We start from the raw sequence: 25720 nt of genomic DNA, 5'->3' as shown, positions 1-25720 counted from the left end.
AACGCGCGCGATCTACGCGCGCAGTTCGTCTGCGTCTGCGTCTGCGTCGGCGGCGTCCGCTTCATCGGCGCCGTTGTCGCTCCATGCGGGGAACGGATCGCGATATGCGATCCACGCCTGCGGCCCTTCGGCCATTTCGGCGTCGGTGAGCAGACAGGCATCGAGGCGCGCGCGCAAGCCCGCTTCGTCCATCTCCATGCCGATCAGCACGAGTTCCTGGCGCGCGTCGCCCACTGTCTCGTCCCAGTTGCCTTCGATGAATTCGAGCGACTCCTCGTCGGTCGGCCAGCGATGCTTCGGCACCGCGGCCCACCACAACCCTGCCATGCCGTGCCGGCACACCGCGCCCGCCTGCGACCACGACGCCGCGTGCGTCGGCCGGCTCGCGAGCCAGAAAAAGCCTTTCGAGCGCACCACGCCCGGCCATTCCGAATTGATCAACGCCCAGAAACGCTGCGGATGCAGCGGCCTGCGCGCGCGCCACACGAAACTGGTGATGCCGTATTCCTCGGTTTCCGGCGTGTGCTCGCCGCGCAGCTCCGCGAGCCAGCCCGGCGCTTTCGACGCTTCCTCGAAATCGAACAGACGCGTATCGAGCACGCGATCGAGCGGCACACGGCCGAATTCCGCGACCTCGATGCGCGCACGCGGATTGAGCCGCCGCAGGATCGCCGTCAGCCGTTCGAGCCCCGCGTCGTCGATCAGATCGACCTTGTTGAGCACGATCGCATCGCAGAACTCGACCTGCTCGATCAGCAGATCGACGACCGTGCGCGTGTCCTCGTCGCCGAGCGATTCGCCGCGCGTCTGCAGGCTGTCCTGCGAGCCGTAATCGCGCAGGAAATTGAACGCATCGACCACCGTCACCATCGTGTCGAGACGCGCGACATCCGAAAGACTCTGGCCGCTTTCGTCCGCGAACGTGAAGGTTTCGGCCACCGGCAGCGGCTCCGAAATCCCCGTCGATTCGATCACGAGCTGATCGAAGCGCCCTTCGCGTGCGAGCCGGTTCACTTCGAGCAGCAGATCCTCGCGCAGCGTGCAGCAGATGCAGCCGTTGCTCATTTCCACGAGCTTTTCGTCGGTGCGCGAGAGTTCCGCGCCGCCGTTGCGCACGAGCGCGGCATCGATGTTCACCTCGCTCATATCGTTGACGATGACCGCGACGCGCCGTCCTTCGCGGTTGTTCAGGATGTGGTTGAGCAGCGTGGTCTTGCCCGCGCCCAGAAAACCGGACAGCACGGTGACCGGCAAGCGTGAATCCATCGGATGACTCCTTCGACGAGTGTGGGGATCGGGGCGCTGGCCCGAATAAATGTTATGTTATAACATTCTCAATGAAGCCAGCAACGACGGAATCGGGCCTCCGGGCGGGCCGCGTGCCTTACAATTCCGTTGCCATGTCCGGAAGCTGGTGCAAATCCAGCGCGGTCGCGCCACTGTGATCGGCCTTCGCGCCGAAAGTCAGACCTGGGCATCGGCGCACATCAATCGCATTTTCGGGGCGCGAAACCCCTGGAGAAATCAGCATGTCTGCACCGGACACCTCGCGGCGCGCGTTCGCTCGCCGCCCGTTCCTCGTCTCGAACGTTCATTCGCGCGCGTGTCGCCTGGGTTCGCGCATCGGCGTCGGCGTGACGTCGATCCGCTAGACGTTCGGCGCGCCGACGCGCTTCGTTTCGCTGACTGTTTCTCGCTTTCGCGTCGATCGCCTCGACGCGGGCCTGCGTACGCGCTCGCACGCCGTGCGCCCCGCACACCTCGCATAACAACAACGCACACCGTATAAGCATGGACGTATCCACACCGCTTTCGCGCGCGCGGCGCTTCGCCGTGCACGGCACCTTCGCCTGCTCCTGCCTCGCTCACGCCGCTCACGTTTTCGCGCAAGGCGACAGCGCTTCATCCGCCGACGCCGCGTCTCCAACCGCTTCGTCATCGACCTTGCTCGCCGTGCGCGTGAACGCCGCGTCGTCGCAAGCCGCGTCGTCCGGCAAGCCGGACCTCGCCACGCCGCTCACCACCGGCAGCCGCCTCGGCCTTTCCAGCCTCGACACGCCCGCAAGCGTCGACGCCATCGGCCGCGCGCAACTGAGCGCGCGCGGCGACAACAACGTGACCCAGGCCGTCACGCGCGCCGCCGGTTTCGCCACCGACGCCGCGCCCGGCAACGGCGGCACCTCGGTCTCGGTGCGCGGCTTCAGCGGCCCCGAATCGGTGACCACGCTTTACGACGGCCTGCGCATGTACGCGGGCGCGGGCACCGTGTCGTTCCCGTTCGACACGTGGTCGGCGGAACGCCTCGAAGTGCTGCGCGGCCCGGCCACCGTGCTCTACGGCGAAGGCGGCATCGGCGGCGTGATCAACGTCGTGCCCAAAGCGCCGCAACGCGACGATGCGACGACGATCCAGCTCGGCGCGGGCAGCTACGGCGAAAAACGCGTGGCGCTCGACACGACCGGCGCGCTCGGCCCGATGCTTTCCTACCGCTTCTATCTCGCCGACGACCGCAACAACGGCTGGCTGCCGCGCGGCGAATCGCACACGACCGCGCTCGGCGGCGCGCTGCGTCTGGACGTGAATCCGCGTCTCTCGTTCACGCTCGATTACGACTACGGCCGGCAAATGCCCGCGCGTTATTTCGGCGTGCCGGTGCCGGACGGTCAGCTCGATCCCGCGCTCGAACGCCAGAATTACAACGTCGGCAATGCGTCGATCGCGTACTTCGATCAGTGGACGCGCCTGAACACGCAATGGCGCGCCGCTCCCGGCATCACCGTGCGCAACCAGCTCTACTATCTGGTCACGAACCGTCACTGGCGCGACAGCGAAAGCTACACGCTGATGGGCGACGGCAACGTGCAGCGCAGCGATTACCTCGAAATCCTTCATCACGAACGGCAGGTCGGCGATACGCTCGACGCGACCTTCGACGGCCATCTGCTCGGCCGCCAGGACCGCCTCGTCGTCGGCGCGGATTTCAATCAGATTTCGTTTCTCGACACCAGCAATTCGCCCTACGACGGCTCGTCGATCGTGCCGCAATACGGCTTCGATCCGGACGTGTTTTCGAGCCCCGATCCGACCGTGCCGCAATATCGCACCAGCACGCGCCAGGCGTCCGTGTACGCCGAAAACCGCCTTGAACTAACCGACCGCCTCGCGTGGATCGCGGGCCTGCGCTACGACCATATCGACTATCACCGCGATACCTTCGCGACGGTCAGCGGTCCCGCGTCGTCGTTCGATCGCACCTTCGCGCACACGGGCTGGCGCACCGGCCTCGTGTTCTCGCTCACGCCGGATCTCTCGGTCTACGCGCAATACACCACGGGCGCCGAGGGCGTGGGCTCGCTCGTCACGCTCTCGAAGTCGAGCAGCAACTTCTCTCTCGCCAACGGCGAACAATGGGAAGCGGGCGTCAAGCAGCAGTTATGGGGCGGCCGCGCGTCGTGGACGCTCGCGTTCTATCAGATCGTCAAGCGCGATCTCCTGAGCACCGATCCGTCGAATCCCGATCTCACGCAGCAGGTCGGCAAGCAGTCGTCGCGCGGCGTGGAATGGACGGGCGCGCTGCAATTGGGCGGCGGCTGGTCGATCGACGCGAACGCCTCGTTCCTGCGCGCGCGTTACGACGATTTCAACGAAAGCGTGAATGGCCAGAGCGTGTCGCGCGCGGGCAACGTGCCGTACAACATTCCCGAGCAGACCGCGAACGTGTGGCTCGACTGGGCCTTCATGCCGGGCTGGCGCGCGGGCGCGGGCGTGCATTACGTGGGCCGCCGTTACGGCGATACGGCGAACACCGTGTCGATTCCGAGCTACACGCTAATCGACGCCTCGGCGTCGTGGCGCGCTACGCGCAACCTCACGCTCGCGCTCTATCTGCGCAATCTCACGAACCGCACCTACGCGGTGACGACGCAGAACGACGGCGGCCAATGGCTGCTGGGCGCGCCGCGTTCGGGCTGGGTCACGGCCACGTTGAGTTTCTGATTCATTTCCTCAGGATGCCGAATTATGACGTCATTGCAGATCGACGGACTCGACTGGTCGCCACACGATGAGCGCAGCGAACGCGGCGCGCGTGCCCTGCTGCGCGCCATCGACGTCGACGTGAAGCCCGGCGAATTCGTCGGTCTGATCGGGCCGAACGGCAGCGGCAAAACCAGCCTGCTGCGTTGCGCGTTTCGTTACGCGAAGCCGCAGCGCGGCGCGATCACGCTCGACGGCGACGACGTCTGGGCGCAGAGCGCGCGCTGGAGCGCGCAGCGCATCGCGGTGCTGCTGCAGGACGCGCCCGACGATTTCGGACTGAGCGTCGCGGAAGTCGTCGCGATGGGACGCACGCCGCATCAACGCGCGCTCGCGGGCGAAACGGCCGAGGACCGCGAACGCATCGAGCGCGCGCTGCTCGACGTCGGGCTCGCCCACGCACGCACACGGCCCTTCGCCACGCTGTCGGGCGGCGAGCGCCAGCGCGCGCTGCTCGCGCGTGCGCTCGTACAGGCGCCGCGCGTGCTGATGCTCGACGAACCCACCAACCATCTCGATCCGCGCCATCAGATCGATTTGCTCGCGCTCGTGAAGCGCCAGCGCATCACGACGCTCGCGACGATCCACGATCTCAATCTCGCGGCCGCGTTCTGCGACCGGCTGTTCGTGATCGACGCGGGCGAGATCGTCGCGCGCGGCACGCCGGACCAGGTGCTGACCGAAGCGCTGCTCAAGCGCGTTTATGGCGTCGATGCGATCGTCGATCGCCATCCGGTGACGGGCGGGCCGCGCGTCACGTTGATCACCACGCATTCGGAGTCGAACGCATGAAAATGAACCGAGGTTTGCGCGCCGCTGTCGCGCTGCTGCTCGCGTGCGCGAGCGCCGCCGCGCACGCGGGCCACTATCCCGTCACGGTGCGCAGTTGCAATCGCGACGTGACGTTCACGCAGACGCCCGCGCGCGCCGTGAGCAACGACGTGAATCTCACGGAGATGATGCTCGCGCTCGGCCTGCGCACGCGCATGGCGGGCTACACCGGCATCAGCGGCTGGAAGACGGCGGACCCCGCGTTGCAGGCCGCGCTGCTCGGTGTGCCCGAACTCGCGCGCCGCTATCCGTCGCTCGAAACGCTCGCCGCCGCGCACGCCGATCTCTACGTGGCGGGCTGGAATTACGGCATGCGCGTGGGCGGCCCGATCACGCCGCAAACGCTCGCGCGCTTCGACATCGCCACCTATGAACTCACGGAATCGTGCTCGCATGTGATGCCGCGACCGGCCGCTTCGCTCGACGATGTCTATAACGATCTGCGCAATCTCGGCGCGATTTTCGATGTCGAGGCGCGCGCACGGATGCTGATCGCGTCGATGCAATCGCGCGTCGCCGATGTGCGCCGCGTGCTGAATGCCAACACGCAGACGACGCCGCGCGTATTCGTCTACGACAGCGGCGAGGACAAGCCCTTCACGGCGGGCGCGCTCGCGATGCCCACGGCATTGATCCGCGCAGCGGGCGGCCGCAACGTGATGGACGACGTCGCGCAAAGCTGGACCCAGGTGAGTTGGGAAAGCGTGGTCGAGCGCGATCCGCAGGTGATCGTGATCGTCGATTACGGCGCGGTGACGGCGGCGCAGAAGGAAGCGTTTCTGCTCGGCTCGCCCGCGCTTGCGAACGTCGCGGCGATTCGCGCGCGTCGCTTCGTCGCGGTGCCGTACGACGCGGCGACGCCGGGCGTGCGCAACGCGCAAGCCGTCGAAACGATCGCGCGCGGTTTGCATCCGGAAGCCTTTGCGGCGCACAACAACACACCAGGCACGCCATGAACGCACGCCCTTCGCACACATCCGCGCCATTGACGCTGACGTTCACGGCGATCGTGTCGCTCGCGTGCGCGCTCGCCGTTTCCATCGTGCTCGCGGTCGGCTTCGGGCCGGCGCACATCGCGCCGCTCGACGTCGTGCGCACGGTGGCTTCGCACATCGGCGACGGCGTGCGGATCAACACGATGATCGACGATATCGTCTGGCAAATCCGCCTGCCGCGCGTGCTGCTGGGCGCGCTCGTGGGCGCCGCGCTCGCGCTGTCCGGCGCGGTCCTGCAAGCCGCCACGTCGAACCGTCTCGCCGATCCGCATCTGCTCGGCGTGAGCGCGGGGGCAAGCGTCGGCGCGGTCGCGGCGACGCTGTGGCTCGGCGCGGCATGGGGCGCGCTGACCTTGCCCGCGTGCGCCTTCGTCGGCGCGCTCGCGGCTACTGCGCTTGTGATCGGTTGCGGCACGCGCGGCGCGCGGCTCGATGCGCAGCGCCTCCTGCTCGCGGGCGTCGCCATGTCGTTCGTGCTGATGGCGCTCGCGAATCTGCTGCTCTATATGGGCGATCAGCGCGCGTCCGCCTCGGTGCTGTTCTGGATGCTCGGCGGCCTCGGCCTCGCGCGCTGGAGTCTGCTCGGAATCCCCGCCGCGTTCGTCGCCGGCGGCCTGCTTCTGCTGATCGCGCGCCGTCGCGAACTCAATGCACTGATGAGCGGCGACATCGTGGCCGCCACGCTCGGCCTCAATGTGGCGCGCGTGCGCCGCGAGTTGTTCGTCGTGTGTTCGTTGCTGACGGCGGCCATGGTGGCCGTGAGCGGCGCGATTGGCTTCGTGGGACTGGTGGCGCCGCATATCGCGCGGCGACTCGTCGGCACCGATCATGCGCGCGTGCTGCCCGCCTCGGCGCTCGTCGGCGCGTTGCTGCTCGTATGGGCCGACGTGACCGCGCGCACGCTGATCGCGCCCGACGATTTGCCGGTTGGCGTGGTGACGGGATTATTCGGCGGCGCGTTTTTCGTGCTGTTGATCGGGCGCGGAAAATAAGCTGCATCGCCATTCACACGACTTCGGCGATGCAGCGTCATTCACGATTTATTTAGCGCCGATCTCATGTTCCGCGAGACTCAATTCGCGTTCGCGCTCGCTCGACGTTTTCGCAATCGGCGGACCGGAAAAGCGGTGACGCACGCCGCCCACATACCAGATCGCGAGCAGCACGAGCAGCAGGCTGACGATCAGATACAGCACTTTCTCGTTCGGCGGTTGAATGCCGACATAGGCGAGAATCAGCGCGCCGCCCACCGCCGCAATCGCAAACGGCTTCGAGAATTTGCCCAGTTGAAACGGTCCTTTCTCGGTCCACGTGCGGCCTTCGGCGAAAATGCCGGCGGCAATCGGCATCGCATACGAAACGAACAGAAACACCGCACTGCCCGCGCTGAGTACCGTGAAGGCATCGCCATAGAGCGTCGCGGCAATCGCGAGCACCGCCGACGTCCAGATCGCCGCGCCCGGCGTGCGATGCGCGGGATTGACCTTGCGTAGCCATTTCGATCCCGGCAGACCGCCGTCACGCGCAAAGGCGAACATCATGCGCGAGGTCGAGGTGACCGCGGCCAGCCCGCACGCGTAGTTGATAAAGAACATCAGCAATTCGATGCTGAGGCGCAGCGGCGTGGGAATCGGCGCGAGAATGGCCTGGAAAAAGCCCGTTCCCTGTTTGACCGCCGCGCCGAGACTCGGCATCACGAGCACGAATGCGCACACCATCACGTAGCCGAACGTCGTCGACCAGAACACCGAACCGACAATACCGCGCGGCACGTTGCGCGCCGCCTGATGCGTTTCTTCGGACGTATGCGCGGACGCGTCGAAGCCCGTGATCGTATAGGCGGTCAGCAGCAGACCCGAGAGAAACGCCATCGCGATCGTCTGTTTCGGCCACGCGCTGCCGTCGGTGCCGGTGAAATTCGTGAACGTATAGAGCCGCGAGAGATCGATCTTGACCGGCGAATACGCCAGCAGCGACACCACGAGCACGACCGTCACGACGAAAATCAGGTAGCCGGACAGATCGGTAATCTTGCTCGTAATGCGAATGCCGCGATGATTCAGAAACGCCTGCGAAGCGGTAATCAGCGTGAGGAAAATCGTTTGATCCCACCAGCCGAGCGAATCGGGATTGACGCCGAACATTGGCGCAATCAAGGTGCGAAAGAACGGATCGTAGGTGCCGTAATTGATCGCGGCGACCACGAACACCAGACCGAGCAGATTCAGCCACGCGGTGAGCCAGCCCCAGGTCTTGCCGCCGAGAATCGAGCCCCAGTGATAGAGACCGCCCGCCGTGGGATACGACGAGGCGATCTGCGCCATCGCCGCCGCCACGACCAGCGCGAACAGCGAGCCGAGCGGCCAGCCGAGCCCGATCGATGCGCCGCCCGCCGCCGAAAATCCCATCTGAAACGACGTAATGCCGCCGGACAAAATGCAGATCAGCGAAAACGACACCGCGAAGTTGGAAAACGCGCCCATGCGGCGCGAAAGCTCCTGCGCGTAACCCATCTTGTGCAACAGCGAGACATCATGATCGGCGGATTCGGCCGCCGGTTCGATTGCATTCGCGTCCATATGACGATCCTTCAAGCGAGAGGGTGGAAACGTCGAACTGGTGATGATTTAATCCGTATTCCGTATCAAGCAGCCGTAAAACAGTTATCGACGAACAGATGCGCGCCGTTAATGAAACTCGCGTCGTCGCTGGCGAGGAACAGCGCGGCCTGCGCCACTTCCTCGGGCTTGCACAAGCGTCCCTGCTGAAGCGAGAGCGCCGCTTCGCTGGCGTCGAAACCATATTGCGCGAGTGCGCTGATTTCGCGCTGGCCGTGGGGCGTGTTGATGAAGCCCGGGCACACCGCGTTGCAGCGGATGCCGCGATCGCGATACTCGACCGCAATCGCGCGCGCGAACATCGCGCACGCGCCCTTGGTCGTGCAATAAAGCACTTCGAGCGGCGTGGCCGCGACCGACGAGATCGACGCCGTGCAGACGATCGAGCCCTTGCCCGCTTCGAGCATGTGAGGCAGCACCGCGCGCGTCATCATGAACATGCTTTTCACGTTGACGTTCATGAGCCAGTCGTAGTCGTCGTCGCTGGTGTCGAGAAACGGCTTCACGACAATACTGCCCGCGTGGTTGAACAGCGTGTCGATACGGCCAAAACGCCCGATCACGCCCGCCACGGCGGCGTCCACGGCGGCGCGCTGCGAGACGTCCGCCACGAACAACTCCGCCACGCCGCCTTCGGCGCGGATGCGCGCGACGATTTCCTCGCCCGCGCCGCGATTGACGTCCACCACGGCCACCTGCGCGCCTTCGCGGTGAAACAGCAGCGACGCCGCGCCGCCTGCGCCCGTCGACCCGCCCGATACGATAGCGACCTTGCCCGCCAGCTTCCCTGCCCTTTCCGTCATTCCCGGCTCCTATGCGTATTCACGGTACGCACAAGTTAGGTGCACCGAAAATCGGCCACTATCCAAATTTGGCAAAAAAATAAAATTGCCGTAAAAATCAGGAATCGCGAAGATCGGCAACGCATTGCTGCGATGCACGAGCGCCGGGCGCGGATCGTGCGCAGCCGCGTCCGCGCGTTGCTCCGGTCGATCGCCATTTTGCGGCGCCAGCCGAGGCCGCCCCGGGAGACTCCATGGAAGCGGGCTACTCGCCGAACGAGGCCATCCAGTTTCGGAACTGTCACAGCGTCGACGAACAGGCGGCGCTGCTCGACGCATGGAACCAGAGCTATTGCCAGCTTTCGCGCGGCACGTTCAACGGTTCGGTGACGTCGTTCATGGCGGGCGGCGTGAAAGTGCTGGTCGAGCGGCTGAACCGCACGGTTTATCAGCGGGGCGACGTGGTCGGCCATAAATTCGCGCTGGGCATTCCGTTTCAGCTCGAAGGGCATGCGCTGCTTTCGGGACAGACGAGTCACCTCGACGCGCTGCACGTGTTTTCCGGCCGCGACGGCTTCGAGTTTCTCTCGCCGGACCGCCATGTGTTCGTCAACCTCGAAATGGAGCCCGCCGCCGTGACGGATTTCGCCACGCGCGCGCAGCTCGAATCGATCATCGCGCGCATCGGCGCGAAGGCGGGCGTGGTGAATATCGCGCCCGCGCGGCTCCAGCAATTCCGCGACGTGTTGAGCGTGCTGCTCGACGACGTGGTTCGCGCGCCGCGTTTGCTCCACGACCGCGAGAGCGTGAGCGCGCTGGAAAAAGCCATTATTTTCGGTCTGAGCGAAACACTGCATGATTTCCCCGATATCGCGCAGCACGAACGCGGCGAAGCGCGCATCGCGCGAAACTGGCAACTGGTGCGCAGCGTGCGCGATATCGTCGAAGGGTCGCCCGATTGCCCGCTCTCCGTCGCCGAGCTGTGCGCGCGTATGCACGCGAGCCGACGCACGGTGCAGTATGCGTTCGAAGAGACGACCGGCATCAGTCCGCTCGCGTATATGCGCGCCGTGCGTCTTGCGCGCGTGCGCAAGGAACTCGTGCATGCGGCCACGGTGACCGAGGTCGCCACGCGCTGGGGATTCTGGCATTTCGGCAATTTCGCCAGCGAATACCGCGAGCAATTCGGCGAGTTGCCGAGCGAGACGTGGCGCAGGAATCGCGCGTGAAGTCCATGCCGATTGGGCGGCACGCGAATTCGATGCGTGCGCAACCAATATGGGGCGCACCCCAACCTTTCCGGGCAGGAAGAATCAGCAATAAAACGTAATGCCGGATGTAATCGCCAGGCGACTTCGCTCCGGTAGAGTGCGGACATTCCGCACCTTGCAGCACAATAATGACCTCACGCCTGTCACGACGGGAATTCATCAAACTGACCATCGCCGTGGGCACCACCGCTTCGGTCTTCGACGCGAATTCCCTCGCCCTCGCCAACCCCGCGCCCTGCCAGCTCACGCCCGAACAGGAAGTCGGTCCTTACTGGATCGACGGCGCGCTGATGCGCAGCGACATCCGCGAAGGCAAGCCCGGCGTGGCGCTGACGCTCGATATCGTGCTGACCGACAAGCGCACCTGCGCGCCGCTCGTGGGCGCCGCCGTCGACATCTGGCAATGCGACGCGATGGGCATCTATTCCGGCTACACGAAAACGGCGGCCATGCCGCCGCCGCCCGATTTCGCCTCGGGCGCGCCGGGCCGTCCGCCTGCGGGGATGCCGTTCGGCGTGCCGCCCGGCGGTTTCCAGGGTCAGCCCGGCCGGCCGCCCGGTCCGCCGCCGCCCACCGATCACCTCACCTTCCTGCGCGGCATGCAGCACACCGACCGCAGCGGCGCGGTCAGGTTCGAAACCATCGTGCCGGGCGTGTATCCCGGGCGCACGAATCACATCCACTTCAAGGTCCGCACGCCGGATGCGCAGCACGCGAAAGGCACGCACGTCTCGCACGTCGGCCAGCTCTTTCTGCCCGAAGCGCTGATGGTGCAGCTGATGCAAACCGATCCATATCGCGCGCACTCGATCCGGCGCACGACGTCGCGCGAGGACCCGGTGTTCACGGACCAGCACGGTTCGAGCATGATCGCCAGCGTGAATCCGTTCACCGTGGATGGTCGCGTCAAGCCTCTGCGCGCGCGCGTGGAAGCGGTCGTCGATCCCGACGCCACGCCGCAACCGGTCGAACCGCGGTTTGATCCGAACTTCGGTCCGCGCGCCGATTCGCACTTCGGTCCGCCGCCGCGCTAACGCGCCGCGCGTCCTCCCCGATCGCTCACGGAAAAAGCGGCCAATCAAACTCAACGGTTTTTGGCCGCTTATTTTTGGCCGCTTAATCTCGTCTCGTTGCCGATATGTTCAACACGCGCGAGCCGATACGGCAGGAGGAATGCGTGAGCGTCATTGCCCAGATTTCGGATATTCATGTGCGGCCGCACGGCCGGCGCTATCAGGATCTCGTCGATTCGAACGCGATGTTCGCGCAAGCGGTCGCCACGCTCAACCGACTCGATCCCGCGCCCGATTTCGTCCTTATCAGCGGCGATCTGACCGACGAAGGCCGGCCCGACGAATACGCCATGCTGCGCGAATTGCTCGCGCCGTTGCGGCTGCCGTATGCGGTGATGCCGGGCAATCACGATCATCGCCGGTTTCTGCGCGAGGCGTTTGCCGATCACGCGTGGCTGCCGCGCGAAGGCGAACTGCATTTCGGCATCGACGCAGGCGCGATTCGTCTGCTCGCGCTCGACTCGACCGTGCCCGGTTTTCACCACGGCGAATTGAGTCCGGCTTCGCTCGACTGGCTCGAACGCGAACTCGTCGAACATGCGCGGCGGCGCGTGATGATCGCGTTGCATCACCCGCCGTTCGCGACCGGCATTCCCTATCTCGACCTGTACGGCATGACGAATGTGAAGCCGCTGCGCGATCTCGTCGCGCGTCACGCCAACGTCGATCGCATCGTTGCGGGCCACGTGCATCGTTCGATGCACGCGCGTCTTGGCAACGTGCCGGTGTTGACGTGCCCGAGCACAACGACGCAAATCGCGTTGCGGCTCCAACCCGACGCCGATCCGGCGTCATACATGGAACCGCCCGCCTTCATGCTGCATCGCTGGAGCGACGACGATCGCGACGGTGAAAGCAGCGCGGTCTCGCATCTTTGCTATATCGGTCAGTTCGACGGACCGCTGCCGTTCGCGTGAGCGTCGCGCGGCTTGATCAGAACGTGTCCCAGCCGTCGTTGTCGATCAGCGCAGGAGCGGAAGCGGGAGCCGGCGCGGCCGCAGGTTTCGCGGGCGCGGCGGTCTTGCGCACCGCCGGCGCGGGCGCGCGCGTGCTCACTTTGCGCGGCGCAACGCCCGCAGCACGAATCGGCGCGGCCGCCACGCTCACCGCCTGAAACCCCGCCTCGGCGTCCAGATGGAAAAACGCAATCGCCTGATTCAACTTCACGCCCTGATCCTCGAGCGATTTCGACGCGGCCGCCGCTTCCTCCACCAGCGCCGCGTTCTGTTGCGTGACGTCGTCCATCTGCGTGATCGCCTGATTGACCTGCTCGATCCCGCGGCTCTGCTCGGTCGACGCGGCGGCGATTTCGCCCATGATGTCGGTCACGCGCGCGACGGCCTGCGTAACTTCCGCCATCGTCCGGCCCGCCTCATCCGCCAGCGACGAACCGTCCTGAATCTTCTGCACCGACGCGTTGATCAGTTCCTTGATCTCCTTCGCCGCGCTCGACGAGCGTTGCGCGAGGCTGCGCACTTCGCTCGCGACCACCGCGAAACCGCGCCCCTGCTCGCCCGCGCGGGCCGCTTCCACCGCCGCATTCAGCGCGAGAATGTTGGTCTGGAACGCGATCCCTTCGATGATGCCGGTGATGTCGGCGATCCGCGTGGAGCTCGTGCTGATCTCGCCCATCGTCTCGACCACCTGGCCGACCACCTGATTGCCGCGCCCCGCCACTTCCGATGCGTTGTGCGAGAGCGCGCTCGCCTGCTGGGCGTTTTCGGCGTTCTGCTTCACGGTCGAGGTCAACTCCTCCATGCTCGCCGCGGTTTCCTGCAACGACGCCGCCTGCTGTTCCGTGCGCGACGACAGTTCCGTGTTGCCCGACGCAATCTGGCTCGCACCGGTGCCGATGCTGTTCGCGGATGTGCGGACCTGCCCGATCAGGCTCACGAGGCTCGCCTGCATCTCGCCCATCGAGGCAAGCACGCTACCCGCGGGCGCGCGCTGCGCACCCGGCACCGGACGCAGATCGCCCGACGCCACGCGCTGCGTGACTTCGCCGAGTTCGGCCGGTTCGGCGCCCAGCGCGCGCAACAGCCCGCGCGTGATGAGCACGCCCGCCAGCACCGCCAGCGCGACGGCGGCGAGGCAAATCGCGATCAGCAGCATGCGTTGCCGCGCGAATTGCTCCGCCGATTCCTGGACCTGTTGCGCCGCGCGCTCCTGGGTGAAATCGGCGAAATCGTTCGACGCCTTGATCAGCGCCGCGAGCAAAGGCCGGCATTTCGTGTCGATTTCGGCGATCGCGGCGTCGCGTTGATTGTTCAGCGCCAGCCGGTCGATATCGAGCGCGACCGGACGATACAGCGCTTCGATGCGCGGCAGTTCGGCGGCCAGGCGGCGGCCTTTTTCGTTCATGTCGGACGCGCTCGCAACGAGGGCGTTGAAGGTGTCGAGATTGGTTTCGACGCGCCGTTCGGCGTCCTCGACCGCGGCTTTTTCGAGCGCGACGTCCTCGGGCGTGGTGACCAGCACCAGATTGCGCACCGCCATCGCGCGATCGTCGACTGCCGTGCGGACCGCGACCGCCGCCCTGGCGCGCGCGTCGATCCCGCTGACGTAGCCCGCGAAGCGGTTATTCGCGGCGTTCAATTCGTGCAACGACAACGCGGACACGATCAACACGATAAAGGCCAAAATCCCGAACGCACCCGTGAGCTTTGCCTTCACCGACAATCGATTCAGATTCATATTTTTTGTTTTCCATTTCTATGAAGGGGCAAATAAGGCGGACGGTCGCTTTTACGATGCCCAATTCACGCAACGGAACGATATGCGTCTGCGCCCCCGGCAGACGTATGCGCAGAGCATATGATTTTACTGAGTCCGCGTGAATAAACCGCAGAAAAACCGTCGTGAAATCAACGCGCAAACGTTAGCGGAATATTGTATTTTTCTATGAGGCATATTTACCGTATAGAATGCCGGCTCCAATAAAATGTGCCATACGTGCGCATCTTTAATCCCGAAACGAATCAATCGGAAAATATTGCCGGATTAATACCGGAGCGCGCCGCTAAAACCCACGACCCGATACCGCTGGCAATAAGTGGTAATAAAAAGTGGATACGAACGCCGCCATTCACAGACGCAATTCGCTGTGTCATTATCGGAGCATGGAACGCCGTCACGAACTCGCCCGGTTTCATCATCATCGCGGTCGCAACACCTTGCGCCGGGGTTCGTTACGTCCATCGCTCTGAAGCCGCCGGCTTCGGACACCAGGAACCAGGCGCCAGATGGCGCCTTTTTTATTGCCTACGGAGAAAAACATGACTATGCTTCGCGGAACCCGTTTCGTCACCGGCCAGTCGGCCGCCGTCATGCGCTCGCTCGAAAGCCGCTTCCGGAGCTACCTTCATTGATCGTGGCGCTGAAGAAGCGATCGTCCCGGCGTTGTGGTCGCAAGACACCTTCGTCGAGAAAGCCGGCGGCAGCGAAATCCTCCAGCAGATGTGGACGTTCACCGATAAATCCGGTCGGCCATGCTGTCTGATTCCGGAAGCCACCGCGCTCTTTCAGGAACAGGCGGTCAATCTGCTCGGCGGTGCGCGCGAACGGATGCTCTTTTATATTGCACGGTGTTACAGGTACGAGCGGCCGCAAGCCGGTCGATACCGCGAATTTACGCAACTCGGCTTTGAATATCTATGCGCGGAACCTGAACGCGCGGCGGCATTCAGCGTCGATGTCGCAACGGGGTTTCTGGATTCATTGGGTGTCCGATATGATCTCGACCGTGCCGCGCGCCGGGGCTTGAGCTATTACCTCGGCGGCCAGGGTTTTGAAATGCGCTGCGCGGCGCTCGGCGCCCAGCAGCAGATCGCGGGCGGTGGCGCGTATCGCGAAGGCGCGGGTTTCGGCATCGGTCTCGAACGCCTGGTGCTCGCGATGTCGTCATCGTCTTTGGGCGAGTTAAACGCGCCGGATGATCAATCGTCTTAAAGTAAACGTTCGGCGCGAGTTGGCGGTCTGGCGCATGTCGGTCAATCGACGCGCTCGCCTGCTCGCGCCGGCTCTCTCTGATTGAAAAATGCTGCGTGCATCCCGCACCCCGGGCGCGCAGCCGTGCTATCGTTGCGGCATGCGATTTGCGACCTGCAAAGTGCAGCACAGTCCCTCGCATGAAGGAGTTTTTAAACGTGGATGAACGTAAACGGGAAAGCATCGTTGCTTACCTTCGCCGCAGAATGGAAGAGTTCGGCATCGAGCCGGACGACATCGCGGCCTCGATCGCTGCCGATCAGCTTCGAATTCGCGCCGCGCGTTATCAAAACGCGGCGGGCGACACCTGGGACGGTCAGGGTGAAATGCCGCAATGGCTCGTACAAGTGACTAGCGCCGGTCAGGCGCTGGAGCACTTCGCCATTCGCAAACCGGAAGAGCGCGCCGAAGCGCCGCGCCCGCGCGTCGACTGGGCCAACGACCCTTTCGCCGGCAGCCGCCTCGCGACCGTCAGCGCCGAACGCCTGTAAATCACCCATTCACCGTCAATCAGCAAGCGAGCCGCGCCGGCGCTGAATCGCACCGCGCGGGGATGTTGCGCGCCCCTGTCATTCGCCGCTGTTCAATCGCGTTTGGGTTGTATTTGGGCTTTTCCCCAGGCGGGTTTTCGCTGATTGGTTTTATCGCTCGTTTTTGTCTTTTTCGTCTATTGAGCATTGCTCCATTCGCCATGATTCGCCGACCATGAATCATCGGGAATAACGCATCGAGTGTTTCCGCCGGGCGCCAACCTGCCCGCCATGGCATGTGGCCGCCATGAATCCAGCCGCATCCTTTCAGCGCAATGCGGCCAGATAACCGGTTTCGCGATTGCCTTCGTGCGTGCCCGCGGCCACCGCCACCCGATTACGCCCCGCCGCTTTCGCAACGTAAAGCGCGGCGTCCACGCGCGCGATGGCGCTCTCCAGGCTTTCGGTTGCGCCGATGCTGTCCACGCCCGCGCTGAGCGTGCAGGACACGCCGTCCGTGGACGAACACTCGACGGCCACTCTCAGCGCATTGGTCGACGCCTCCGCCTCGCGTCTCGTGACATCGACGAACGCGACGGCGAACTCCTCGCCGCCCAGCCGCCCGAACAGATCGCACGGCCGGATCTGCGCAGCGACGATCCGCGAAATATGCGCGAGCAGCCGGTCGCCTGCCGCATGGCCGAAGCTGTCGTTGACCGTCTTGAACTTGTCGATGTCGAGAATGGCGATCGCCATCGTGCCGCCGCGCGCGCGCCGGTGCGCGAGCAACGCCTGCGCCCGCTCCATGAATGCGCGTCGCGTGAGCGCGCCCGTCAATTCGTCGACGGTGGCGAGCTTTTCCATTCTGCGCAGAATGCGTTCGTGCGCGAGCATCACCATGCCCGTCGACATGCACGGCAGCGAGACGATTGCGAGCCCGAGCAGCGCGATATTCCACGGCGACGGTTGCAAAAACGACAATGCCGGCGCGAGGCCCAGCACGATCGCGACGATACGCGCGAGATAAACCAGCGCGCCCAGCCAGGCGGCCACCGCAATCAGGCGGCAGGCGTAGCTCGCGCCGTCACGCGCGGCGTGACGCAACGCGAGGCTGCCCACCACGAAGCGGCCATACACGAAACCCAGCGAGACGATCACGCCGCGCGCGTTCGCACTGGGCGCAACACGGGTGAAGTAGACCAGCGCGGCCACGGCGAAGACGAGCGCCGCGCATTCGTCGCGACGCACGGGCGGCACGTCGAAGAATCGCCGCGTGCCCTGCACGAGCAGCAGCACCGCGCCCAGCGTCAGCGAACTCACCCCGACGATCGTCATCGCGCCCGCCTGCATTCCGCCGATCAGAATCCACGTCGCCGCCACGCCGAGCAGCGCATAACCCACGCACCAGCGGCCCACGCCCGGCACCGACGCGCGCACGAGCGAACCCAGCACGGCCACGCTCATCAGACACGAAACGATCAGGATCGCCAAAAGAGCGAAAGCGCTGGGCATGAGAACGAATTCAGGCGGCGATAAAAATCAGAGGAAAAAGCGATCAGGGAAAACCACGTGTTATGCCGGATCGCGAAAGACAATCGAAATCTTTTTAAAAGCTGTTTAAAACCCGCGCGGCGACATCTGCCGCTCGGGCTGCACCCGTTTGATGCGGGACGCCTATCGTATCGCACGTCACGTCTGAAAAAATGACGATCGAAGCCAGGCGGTTCAATTCGTGCACGCGAATGCGCGGATGCAATGCGCGTCCGCCGCGCGCACGCATCCGTATATCGTGAAACCCTTCGCTTCACGCTCATGACGCCAGCCGACTTTCGCCACGCTCGTTGTCCGTACCGCCCGCCGCCGCGCATCGGGCGGTCGATGCTATATTCGGGCCCATGTCCTCCAGCGGGTGCGCCAGCGCGCCCTCCTCGCATGAGTGATCCGTCCGGCGGCCTCGACGACAACGCAGCCTCGCCATCCGCACGCGCCGAGGCGTCCGACGCGGCGCGCCGCGCGCGTCTGAACCAGCTGCTCGACGCCACGGCGCGCGGCGAGCAGCGCGCTTTCGCCGAGCTTTACCGGCTCGCCTCCGGCCATGTCTTCGCCGTGCTCGTGCGCATGGTTCACGACCGCGCCGAAGCCGAAGATCTGCTTCAGGAAGTGTTCACGGCCGCATGGCGTCGCGCCGATACGTTCGATGCCGCGCGCGGCGGCGCGATGACCTGGCTCGTGACGCTCGCGCGCAACCGCGCGATCGACCGCCTGCGCCAGCATCACGAAAGTCCGCTCGACGACGCCGTCGCGCACGCCATCGCCGACGACGATCCCACGCCCGCCGCCCGCGCCGAAGCCAGCGAGGAGCGCCAGCGGCTCGAACGCTGCATGGCGCAACTCGAACCCACGCAGCGCGGCGCGGTCCGCGAAGCGTTTTTCAGCGGCGCGACTTACAGCGAACTGGCGGAGCGTCTGAGCGTGCCGCTCGGCACGCTGAAAAGCTGGATCCGGCGCAGCCTCATGCAACTCAAATCGTGTCTGGAATCATGAGCACGCCCGCCGATCACGATCCCGACCTGCTCGGCGCCGAATACGCGCTCGGCGTGCTCGACGCGAACGAGCGGCGCGCGCTCGAACACGCCGCCGAAACCGATCCCGTCCTGCTCGCCGCCATCGAACGCTGGCAGCGCCGCCTCGCGCCGCTCGCCGAGGAACTGCGTCCGCTGGCCGTGCCCGCGCGCGTGTGGACCCGCATCGAGCGCGATCTCGGCTTCCTGCCGCCGCGCCGCACGCCGACGCAAGATGCGGGACCGTGGTGGAACAGCTTGCGCCTGTGGCGCTTCGTGGGCGTCGGTGCGAGCGTCGCGGCGCTCGCGCTCGCGCTGGTCAACGTGGTCGTGCTGCGCGAGATGCAGGCGATACACGAGGCCGCGGGCCCGGCGCCGGTGGCCGTCGCGCCCGGCGGCGCCTATATGGTCGCGACGATCGCCCGCCCCGACGGCATCGCCCACTGGACCGCGACCGTCGATCTGCGCCGCAGCGAAATGGTCGTCGTGCCCGCCGTGAAGCCGACCGTGCCGGCCGGACGCGCCACCGAACTCTGGCTGATTGCGCCCGGCGAAAAGCCGGTCGCGCTCGGCGTGTTCCCAGCCGATGCGCCCGCACACATGAACCTGCCCGCCAGCGTGGTCGCGAAGCTCAGCGCGCGCGCCGTGCTGGCCGTCTCGATCGAACCGACCGGCGGCTCGCCGACGGGCCAGCCGACCGGCCCCGTCGTCGCTACCGGCACGATGCACGCCACGGCCTGAGCCCCCCGCCGCGCGTCGGCGCGGCGCGTTCGTCCCTCGCGACGATTCCGCTGCACTGGCGCTGCATCCAAACGCCGCGCTCGTCCGTATCTCCCGGCATCAGCCTCCTCACGGAGTCTCCATGCCGATCACCACCGCCGTTCTTGCCGCGTTTGGCGCGCTCGTCGTCGCGTTCGGCGTCGTCTGGCTCGTGCAATTGCGCACCGGCAACGCGGGCATGATCGACCCGGTCTGGGCGCTGTCGCTCGGCGCCGTGGCCGTCTTCGCCGCCCTCGCCGGTCCGGGCGCGACGCTGAACCGCGTGGCGGTCGCGTTCGGCGGCGGCGTGTGGGGTCTGCGGCTCGGCGCGCATCTCTGGCGACGCAACCGTCGCGGCCCGGAAGACCCGCGCTACGCCGCGCTGCGCACGCGCTGGGGGCGCCACGCGCCGGCGCGCATGCTCGGCTTCTTCATGCTCCAGGCAGTGATCTCGCTGCTGCTGTCGATCGCGTTCTTCGTGCCCGCCTGGCAGGCGCACACGCCGTCGATTCCGGCCATCGTCATCGCCTTGTCCATCGGCTTCGCGGCGCTCGCGGGCGAAGCCGCCGCCGACCGCCAGTTGCGCGGCCATCTCGCCGATCCCGCCGCGCGCGGCCAGGTCTGCACGCGCGGCTGGTGGCGTTACTCGCGCCATCCGAATTACTTCTTCGAATCGCTGCACTGGTGCGCCTACACGGTCTGGTCGATCGGCCAGCCCTGGGGTTGGGCGACGCTCGTGCCGCCGTTCGCGATGGCGTGGCTGCTGCTCAAGCTCTCCGGCGTGCCACTGCTCGAAGCGCGGCTCGTGCAGACGCGTGACGGCTATCGCGACTACATGGCGACCACGCACGCGTTCATTCCGTGGCCGCCGCGCCACGCGCACGCCGACGACGCCTCACATCGCCCTTCGAGGAGCCCGCGATCATGACCGTGACCGTTCCGCCGTTGCAGGATTCGCACGACCGTCCGCACGACACACCGCACGACACGCCGCCGCCATCGAGCACTTACGACACCTCGCTTGCGATCCGCCTGTGCGAACGCGGCTGGCTGCCCGATGCGTTGATCCGCATGGGCATGCGCACGCTGCTGCGCCGCCGTCTCGCCGACGCACACGCGCACGACGGCACGCGACGCGCCGAAGCGTTCGAAACGCTGATCGACGAACTGCGCGCCAGCCCGATCGCCATCGAAACGCAGGCGGCCAACGCGCAGCACTACGAGATTCCGGGCGCGTTCTTCGCGGCGCATCTCGGGCCGCGCCTGAAGTATTCGTGCGGCTACTATCCGCGCGGCGACGAAACGCTCGCGCAGGCCGAGGACGCCATGCTTGCGCTCTATGCAGCGCGCGCGGAACTCGCCGACGGTCAGCGCATCCTCGACCTCGGCTGCGGCTGGGGCGCGCTCACGCTCTGGCTCGCGCAACGTTATCCGCATGCGAGCATCGTCGGGCTGTCGAATTCGCACGGGCAGCGCGCGTTCATCGAGCGCCGCGCCAACGAGCTGGGGCTCGCGAATCTGCGCATCGTGACCGGCGATGTCGCGCGCTTTGAGTTCGCGCCCGGCGAGCCGCGTTTCGACCGCGTGCTGTCGATCGAAATGTTCGAGCACATGAAGCACTACGGCCTGCTGCTCGCGAAGATTGCGCGCTGGCTCGACGACGACGGCCGCCTCTTCGTGCATCTGTTCGCGCATCGGCTGCTCGCGTATCACTTCGAGGTGCGCGACGGCAGCGACTGGATGTCCCGTCATTTCTTCACGGGCGGCACGATGCCCTCGGCGCATCTGCTGCTGCGTTTTCAGGACGATCTGCGCGTCGAGCGGCAATGGTGGATCGACGGCACGCATTACGCGCGCACCGCGAACCAGTGGCTCGCCGCGCTCGATGCCGCGCGCGCCCAGGCGCTGCCGCTGCTCGACGCGAGCGGCAACCCGCGTCTCGCGTTCCAGCGCTGGCGCATGTTCTATCTGGCCGTGGCCGAACTGTTCGGCTATGCGCGCGGCGAGGAGTGGGGCGTCGCGCATTATCTGCTGCGCAAGCGCGCGGCGCGGCCTGGCACCAGCGAGTAAGCGCGATGCCGACGATGCTTTTCATGCCTGATTTCAGGCGCGATTTCATGCGTGATTTCATGCGATCCCTGCGGCGTGTAACGTTCTTCGCGCCGCTATCGCTCGTGGCATGCATCGCGCTCGGCGGCTGCACGAACGGGCCGCCCAATCCGAATCCTCGCGCCGACCAGCCGCTCGAACCGGTCAGCGTCGACCTGCCGCGCTACATGGGCCGCTGGTACGTGATCGCCAACATTCCGTATTTCGCGGAACGCGGTTTCGTGGCGAGCCGCGCCGAGTGGACGCTGCGCGCGGACGGCCGCATCGACGACGCCTTCTTCGGTCGCAAAGGCGGCTTCGACGCGCCCGAAAAGCACTACCGCTTCGTCGATGCGGTCGTGCCCGGCAGCGGCGGCGGGCGCTGGCGCGTGCGCCTGTTCTGGCCGATCCACGTCACACAGCTCACGCTCTATGTCGACCCGGATTATCGCGTGACGATCCTCGGTTATCCGGGCAAATCGCTCGGCTGGATTTTCTCGCGCGAGCCCGAGATGGACGACGCGACCTATCACGCACTGCTCGCGCGTCTCGATGCGATGGGCTACGACAGCACGCGTTTTCGACGCGTGCCGCAGTTTCCCGCGCAATTGGGTCAGCCGGGATTTGCTTCGCCGTAGTTTCGCGCGATTTTCGCGCGCATCGCGTGCATCCGCGCGCGCCTTCCGTCCGTATCTGCACACAAGGAAGTCTGCACGCAGCAGTCACCGATTCCATGACGACAACGCACGAATCAGGGAGAAAAACGCATGGAACCCGCCCAGATCGCCGACGCCACGAGCGCCGCCTTGCCGCCGGGCCGCCGCGTGGCGGTCGTCGGCGGGGGTATCGCCGGGCTGGCGAGCGCGTGGCTGCTCGCGCGTCGCCATCGCGTCACGCTGTTCGAGGCGGCCGCGACGGCGGGCGGCCACGCGCATACCGTCGACGTCGCGCTCGACGGACAGCGTCATCCCGTCGACACCGGTTTTCTGGTGTTCAACGAGCGCACCTATCCGAACCTCGTGGCGCTGTTCGCCGAACTCGGCGTGCGCGTGCATCGCAGCGAGATGTCGTTTTCGGTGTCGATGGACGGCGGCGCGCTGGAGTGGGCGGGCACGAATCTGAACACCGTGTTCGCGCAGCGCCGCAACCTCTTTTCGCCGACGTTCATCGGTATGCTGCGCGACATTCTGCGTTTCAACGCCGCCGCCGAACATCATCTGGAAACAGCGCGGCGCGAGCGGCTTTCGGTGGGCGAACTGCTGACGGCGGGCGGCTACGGCGCACCGTTCCAGCGCCACTATCTGTTGCCGATGGCCGCCGCCATCTGGTCGAGCGCCGCGCGCGACGTGCTGCGCTTTCCGGCCGCGACCTTTCTGCGCTTCTGCCTCAATCACGCCTTGCTACAGGTGAACAACCGGCCGCCGTGGCAAACCGTGGCGGGCGGCTCGCGCGAATACGTCGCGCGCCTGCTCGCCACGCTCGACGACGTGCGCCTGAACACGCCCGTGCGCGCGGTGCGCCGCGACGCGTCGGGCGTCATGATCGCGACCGATGACGCGGGCGCGGAACGTTTCGACGCCATCGTGTTCGCGAGCCACGCGCCCACGACGCTGGCCTTGCTCGCCGATGCCGACGACGCCGAACGCGACGTGCTCGGGGCCGTGCGCTATCAACGCAACGTGGCGCTGCTGCACACCGACACGGCGCTGCTGCCGCGCCGCCGACGCGTGTGGTCGGCGTGGAATTACCTCAGCCGTGCGTCGGCGCATCATGCGGGCAGCGACGCCGATGCGCAGCCCGTCTGCGTGAGCTACCTCATCAACCAGTTGCAGCCGCTGCCGTTTCGCACGCCCGTGGTGGTCACGCTCAATCCGGTGAGCGAACCCGCGCCGCATGCCGTGCTCGGCCGCTACGTCTACGAACATCCGCTGCTCGACCTCGCGGCCATCGACGCGCAACAGCGCCTGCCCGATCTGCAAGGGCGGCGCGCGACGTGGTTCGCGGGCGCGTGGACCGGCTACGGCTTTCACGAAGACGGCCTCAAGTCGGCGCTGCGCGTGGCGCGCGACTTCGGCCTGATGCCTGCGTGGGGCCGCCCATGAGCCCACGCGCCGATCTCGCGCGCGGCGCGCCGCCGTTCGCCCGCACCGCACGCCCAGGCGAGGATGCGCACGCGGCCTGTCTGCTCACGGGCCGCGTGGTGCACGAACGCCTGCGCCCCGCACATCACGCGTTCGCGTATCCGCTGTTCCAGATCTGCTGCGATCTCGACCGCCTCGACGCGCTGCAATGCGGGTGGTTCGGCATCGACCGTCGGCGCGTGTTCTCGCTCGATCCGCGCGACTACGGTCCGCGCGATGGACGCGCGCTCGCGCCGTGGATGCGCGCGCGTCTCGCCGACGCGGGCATTCCCGCCGATGGCGCGATCTGGTTGCAAACGCTGCCGCGCATCTTCGGTCACGCGTTCAATCCGGTGAGCTTCTGGTATTGCTACGACCGCGCGGGCCGCCTGCGCGCGCTCTACGCCGACGTACGCAACACCTTCGGCGCGCATCACGGCTATCTATTGAGCGCGCCCGATCACGCGCCGATCGGCAATACGACCGAGCTGCAGTGCCGCAAGACCTTTCACGTTTCGCCGTTTTGCCGCGTCGAGGGCCACTATCGGTTTCGCGTGCGCCAGCACGGCGCGCGGCTTGTCACCGCGATCGATTACGTCGATAGTCTCGGCGTGCTGCTGCGCACCGCCATCGCCATGCGCGCCGAACCGCTCGACGCACGCCGCGCATTCGGCGCGCTCCTGCGTCAGCCGCTCCTCACGCCCGGCGTCGTGCTGCGGATTCACTGGCAGGCGCTGCGCCTCTGGCTCAAACGCGTGCCGTTTTTCGGCAAACACCCGCCTACACCCCACGCATCCGACGCATCCTTGCGCCCCACCGATCACGAGGCCCGCTCATGACGCTGCTCCGCCTGCCCACGGCCGCGCACCCGCCGATGCCGCTTGCGGCCCGTCTCTTTCTTGCCTTGCTGCGCAGGATCCGTCATGGCCATCTGACGCTGACGACGCCCGACGGCGCGCAGCAGGTGTTCGGCGATGCACGCGACGTCCCGGCCGCCGCGCTGCGCATTCACGACTGGCGCGCGTGCCGGGCAATCCTTCGCGCGGGCGATATCGGTTTCGCCGAGGCGTTGCGCGCGCAATGGCTCGACGCGCCCGATCTCACCGCGCTGATGCGCCTCGCGATCCGCAACGAAGACGCCGTCGCCACGACCCTGCACGGCGGCCCGCTCGCGCGCATGTGGTACGCGCTGCGCCATCGGCTGCGCCGCAACACGCGCGCCGGCAGCCGACGCAATATCCACGCGCATTACGATCTGGGCAACGCGTTCTACGCGGCGTGGCTCGATGAAACGATGACCTATTCGAGCGCCTGTTTCGACGACGACGCACACCGTCCGCTCGACGAAGCGCAGTGCGCGAAGTATCAGCGCATCATCGATACGCTCGCGCTCGCGCCCGGCATGCGCGTGCTCGAAATCGGCTGCGGCTGGGGCGGTTTCGCGTTGTATGCGGCGCGGCAAGGCATCCATGTGCGCGGCGTGACGATTTCGCAGGAACAACACGCGTGGGCCAGCGAACGCGTGAACGCGGCGCAGCTTGCGCATCTCGCGGAGATCGAACTGCGCGACTATCGTGATCTCTGTGATGTTCACGATCTTCACGAAAACGACGGCCAGTACGATGCGATCGTCTCCATCGAAATGTTCGAAGCCGTGGGCGAAGCGTGGTGGCCGACGTATTTCGACACGCTTTCGCGTCTGCTGAAACCGGGCGCGCGGGCGCTCGTGCAAACCATCACCATCGACGATGCGCATGTCGAACGTTATCGCACGTCGAGCGACTTTATCCGCGAGATGATTTTTCCGGGCGGCATGTTGCCCGGTCCGCAGCAATTCGTGCGCGCCGCGCAGCAGGCGCAACTCGAAGCACGCGCCGTCTTTGCATTCGGACGCGATTATGCGCAGACCTTGCGTCTGTGGCGCGCAAGTTTCGAAAGCCGACTCGACACCCTGCGCGCGCTCGGTTTCGACGATGCGTTCATTCGCATCTGGACGCTCTATTTCGGCTATTGCGAAGCCGCGTTCGACGAAGGACGCACGGATGTGATGCATTTCGTCGTGCAACGCTGTGACGGACATCCTCGCGCTCATCCCCGCGCACATCCCCATTGACACGCTTTTTGGCGCGG

23 protein-coding genes and 1 riboswitch are annotated in these 25720 nt (G+C 65.9%); of the genes, 18 read left to right on the top strand and 5 right to left on the bottom strand.

Annotation, left to right across the window (positions count from 1 at the left end):
* Window positions 1–12: 12 nt before the first annotated feature.
* Window positions 13–1266 carry a zinc metallochaperone GTPase ZigA gene (zigA, locus tag BMY06_RS05485; RefSeq protein ID WP_080180782.1) on the bottom strand — a complete coding sequence of 418 codons (1254 nt, stop codon included), beginning with the start codon at window positions 1264–1266 and terminating at the stop codon, window positions 13–15.
* Between the two features lie 115 nt (window positions 1267–1381).
* A riboswitch (adenosylcobalamin (AdoCbl) riboswitch) is annotated at window positions 1382–1528 on the top strand.
* 1 nt (window position 1529) lies between these two features.
* Between zigA and BMY06_RS40460 the strand changes: the two genes are divergently transcribed.
* The 5 genes from BMY06_RS40460 (at window position 1530) to BMY06_RS05465 (ending at window position 6853) form a co-directional block, all read left to right on the top strand.
* Window positions 1530–1652, top strand: coding sequence for a hypothetical protein (locus tag BMY06_RS40460; RefSeq protein WP_260696526.1), 123 nt, complete (start codon window positions 1530–1532; stop codon window positions 1650–1652).
* A gap of 139 nt (window positions 1653–1791) precedes the next feature.
* Entirely contained in the window at window positions 1792–3996 is a 2205-nt protein-coding gene (locus tag BMY06_RS05480) for a TonB-dependent receptor (protein WP_080180781.1), read from the top strand.
* A 24-nt stretch (window positions 3997–4020) separates the two neighbouring features.
* The gene (locus BMY06_RS05475) at window positions 4021–4827 is read left to right on the top strand and encodes an ABC transporter ATP-binding protein (RefSeq protein WP_065060928.1); all 807 of its coding nucleotides are present in this window, start codon (window positions 4021–4023) and stop codon (window positions 4825–4827) included.
* The gene (locus BMY06_RS05470; RefSeq protein WP_074981933.1) at window positions 4824–5822 is read left to right on the top strand and encodes an ABC transporter substrate-binding protein; all 999 of its coding nucleotides are present in this window, start codon (window positions 4824–4826) and stop codon (window positions 5820–5822) included. The genes BMY06_RS05475 and BMY06_RS05470 overlap by 4 nt, the downstream gene beginning before the upstream one ends.
* The gene (locus BMY06_RS05465; protein WP_080180780.1) at window positions 5819–6853 is read left to right on the top strand and encodes a FecCD family ABC transporter permease; all 1035 of its coding nucleotides are present in this window, start codon (window positions 5819–5821) and stop codon (window positions 6851–6853) included. The genes BMY06_RS05470 and BMY06_RS05465 overlap by 4 nt, the downstream gene beginning before the upstream one ends.
* A 48-nt stretch (window positions 6854–6901) precedes the next feature.
* Here BMY06_RS05465 and BMY06_RS05460 read toward each other — a convergent pair whose 3' ends face one another.
* Both BMY06_RS05460 and BMY06_RS05455 read right to left on the bottom strand, forming a co-directional pair.
* Window positions 6902–8440, bottom strand: coding sequence for an amino acid permease (locus BMY06_RS05460; RefSeq protein ID WP_074981930.1), 1539 nt, complete (start codon window positions 8438–8440; stop codon window positions 6902–6904).
* A gap of 65 nt (window positions 8441–8505) precedes the next feature.
* Entirely contained in the window at window positions 8506–9282 is a 777-nt protein-coding gene (locus BMY06_RS05455; RefSeq protein WP_074981929.1) for an SDR family NAD(P)-dependent oxidoreductase, read from the bottom strand.
* 233 nt (window positions 9283–9515) lie between these two features.
* On the opposite strand from BMY06_RS05455, the gene BMY06_RS05450 reads away from it, so the two are divergent.
* From BMY06_RS05450 to BMY06_RS05440, 3 genes are all read left to right on the top strand, one after another.
* Window positions 9516–10490 (top strand): helix-turn-helix domain-containing protein, encoded by a 975-nt coding sequence (locus tag BMY06_RS05450; RefSeq protein WP_065060933.1) that lies wholly within the window; start codon window positions 9516–9518, stop codon window positions 10488–10490.
* A 170-nt stretch (window positions 10491–10660) separates the two neighbouring features.
* Window positions 10661–11566, top strand: a complete 906-nt coding sequence (locus BMY06_RS05445; RefSeq protein ID WP_074981927.1) for an intradiol ring-cleavage dioxygenase — start codon at window positions 10661–10663, stop codon at window positions 11564–11566.
* Window positions 11567–11709: 143 nt separating this feature from the next.
* Window positions 11710–12522 carry a phosphodiesterase gene (locus tag BMY06_RS05440; RefSeq protein WP_080180846.1) on the top strand — a complete coding sequence of 271 codons (813 nt, stop codon included), beginning with the start codon at window positions 11710–11712 and terminating at the stop codon, window positions 12520–12522.
* A 16-nt stretch (window positions 12523–12538) separates the two neighbouring features.
* Here BMY06_RS05440 and BMY06_RS05435 read toward each other — a convergent pair whose 3' ends face one another.
* The gene (locus BMY06_RS05435; protein WP_074981923.1) at window positions 12539–14299 is read right to left on the bottom strand and encodes a methyl-accepting chemotaxis protein; all 1761 of its coding nucleotides are present in this window, start codon (window positions 14297–14299) and stop codon (window positions 12539–12541) included.
* 669 nt (window positions 14300–14968) lie between these two features.
* Between BMY06_RS05435 and BMY06_RS05430 the strand changes: the two genes are divergently transcribed.
* A complete protein-coding gene (locus BMY06_RS05430) occupies window positions 14969–15553 on the top strand; it encodes an ATP phosphoribosyltransferase regulatory subunit (protein WP_065060937.1) in 585 nt (194 codons plus the stop codon).
* A 197-nt stretch (window positions 15554–15750) separates the two neighbouring features.
* Window positions 15751–16083 carry an H-NS family nucleoid-associated regulatory protein gene (locus BMY06_RS05425; RefSeq protein WP_074981922.1) on the top strand — a complete coding sequence of 111 codons (333 nt, stop codon included), beginning with the start codon at window positions 15751–15753 and terminating at the stop codon, window positions 16081–16083.
* 306 nt (window positions 16084–16389) lie between these two features.
* Here BMY06_RS05425 and BMY06_RS05420 read toward each other — a convergent pair whose 3' ends face one another.
* Window positions 16390–17574, bottom strand: a complete 1185-nt coding sequence (locus BMY06_RS05420; RefSeq protein ID WP_065060938.1) for a GGDEF domain-containing protein — start codon at window positions 17572–17574, stop codon at window positions 16390–16392.
* Between the two features lie 420 nt (window positions 17575–17994).
* On the opposite strand from BMY06_RS05420, the gene BMY06_RS05415 reads away from it, so the two are divergent.
* From BMY06_RS05415 to BMY06_RS05380, 8 genes are all read left to right on the top strand, one after another.
* A complete protein-coding gene (locus tag BMY06_RS05415; protein WP_074981920.1) occupies window positions 17995–18606 on the top strand; it encodes a sigma-70 family RNA polymerase sigma factor in 612 nt (203 codons plus the stop codon).
* On the top strand, window positions 18603–19364 hold the full coding sequence (locus BMY06_RS05410; protein ID WP_074981918.1) for an anti-sigma factor: 762 nt from the start codon (window positions 18603–18605) through the stop codon (window positions 19362–19364). Before BMY06_RS05415 ends, BMY06_RS05410 begins: the two co-directional genes overlap by 4 nt.
* Window positions 19365–19485: 121 nt before the next feature.
* Window positions 19486–20310, top strand: a complete 825-nt coding sequence (locus BMY06_RS05405; RefSeq protein ID WP_074981916.1) for a DUF1295 domain-containing protein — start codon at window positions 19486–19488, stop codon at window positions 20308–20310.
* Window positions 20307–21452, top strand: a complete 1146-nt coding sequence (locus BMY06_RS05400) for an SAM-dependent methyltransferase (protein WP_080180779.1) — start codon at window positions 20307–20309, stop codon at window positions 21450–21452. Before BMY06_RS05405 ends, BMY06_RS05400 begins: the two co-directional genes overlap by 4 nt.
* Before the next feature lie 47 nt (window positions 21453–21499).
* Entirely contained in the window at window positions 21500–22108 is a 609-nt protein-coding gene (locus BMY06_RS05395) for a lipocalin family protein (RefSeq protein WP_074982189.1), read from the top strand.
* 129 nt (window positions 22109–22237) lie between these two features.
* Window positions 22238–23572, top strand: coding sequence for an NAD(P)/FAD-dependent oxidoreductase (locus tag BMY06_RS05390; RefSeq protein WP_074981915.1), 1335 nt, complete (start codon window positions 22238–22240; stop codon window positions 23570–23572).
* Window positions 23569–24429, top strand: a complete 861-nt coding sequence (locus BMY06_RS05385; RefSeq protein WP_065060944.1) for a DUF1365 domain-containing protein — start codon at window positions 23569–23571, stop codon at window positions 24427–24429. The genes BMY06_RS05390 and BMY06_RS05385 overlap by 4 nt, the downstream gene beginning before the upstream one ends.
* Complete coding sequence (locus BMY06_RS05380) at window positions 24426–25703, top strand: SAM-dependent methyltransferase (protein WP_074981913.1); 1278 nt, start codon at window positions 24426–24428, stop codon at window positions 25701–25703. The genes BMY06_RS05385 and BMY06_RS05380 overlap by 4 nt, the downstream gene beginning before the upstream one ends.
* The last annotated feature ends 17 nt before the right edge of the window (window positions 25704–25720 follow it).

The sequence above is a fragment of the Paraburkholderia tropica genome (assembly GCF_900109265.1).
Classification (GTDB): Bacteria; Pseudomonadota; Gammaproteobacteria; order Burkholderiales; family Burkholderiaceae; genus Paraburkholderia; species Paraburkholderia tropica.
This window is presented reverse-complemented; position numbering and strand designations above follow the sequence as displayed.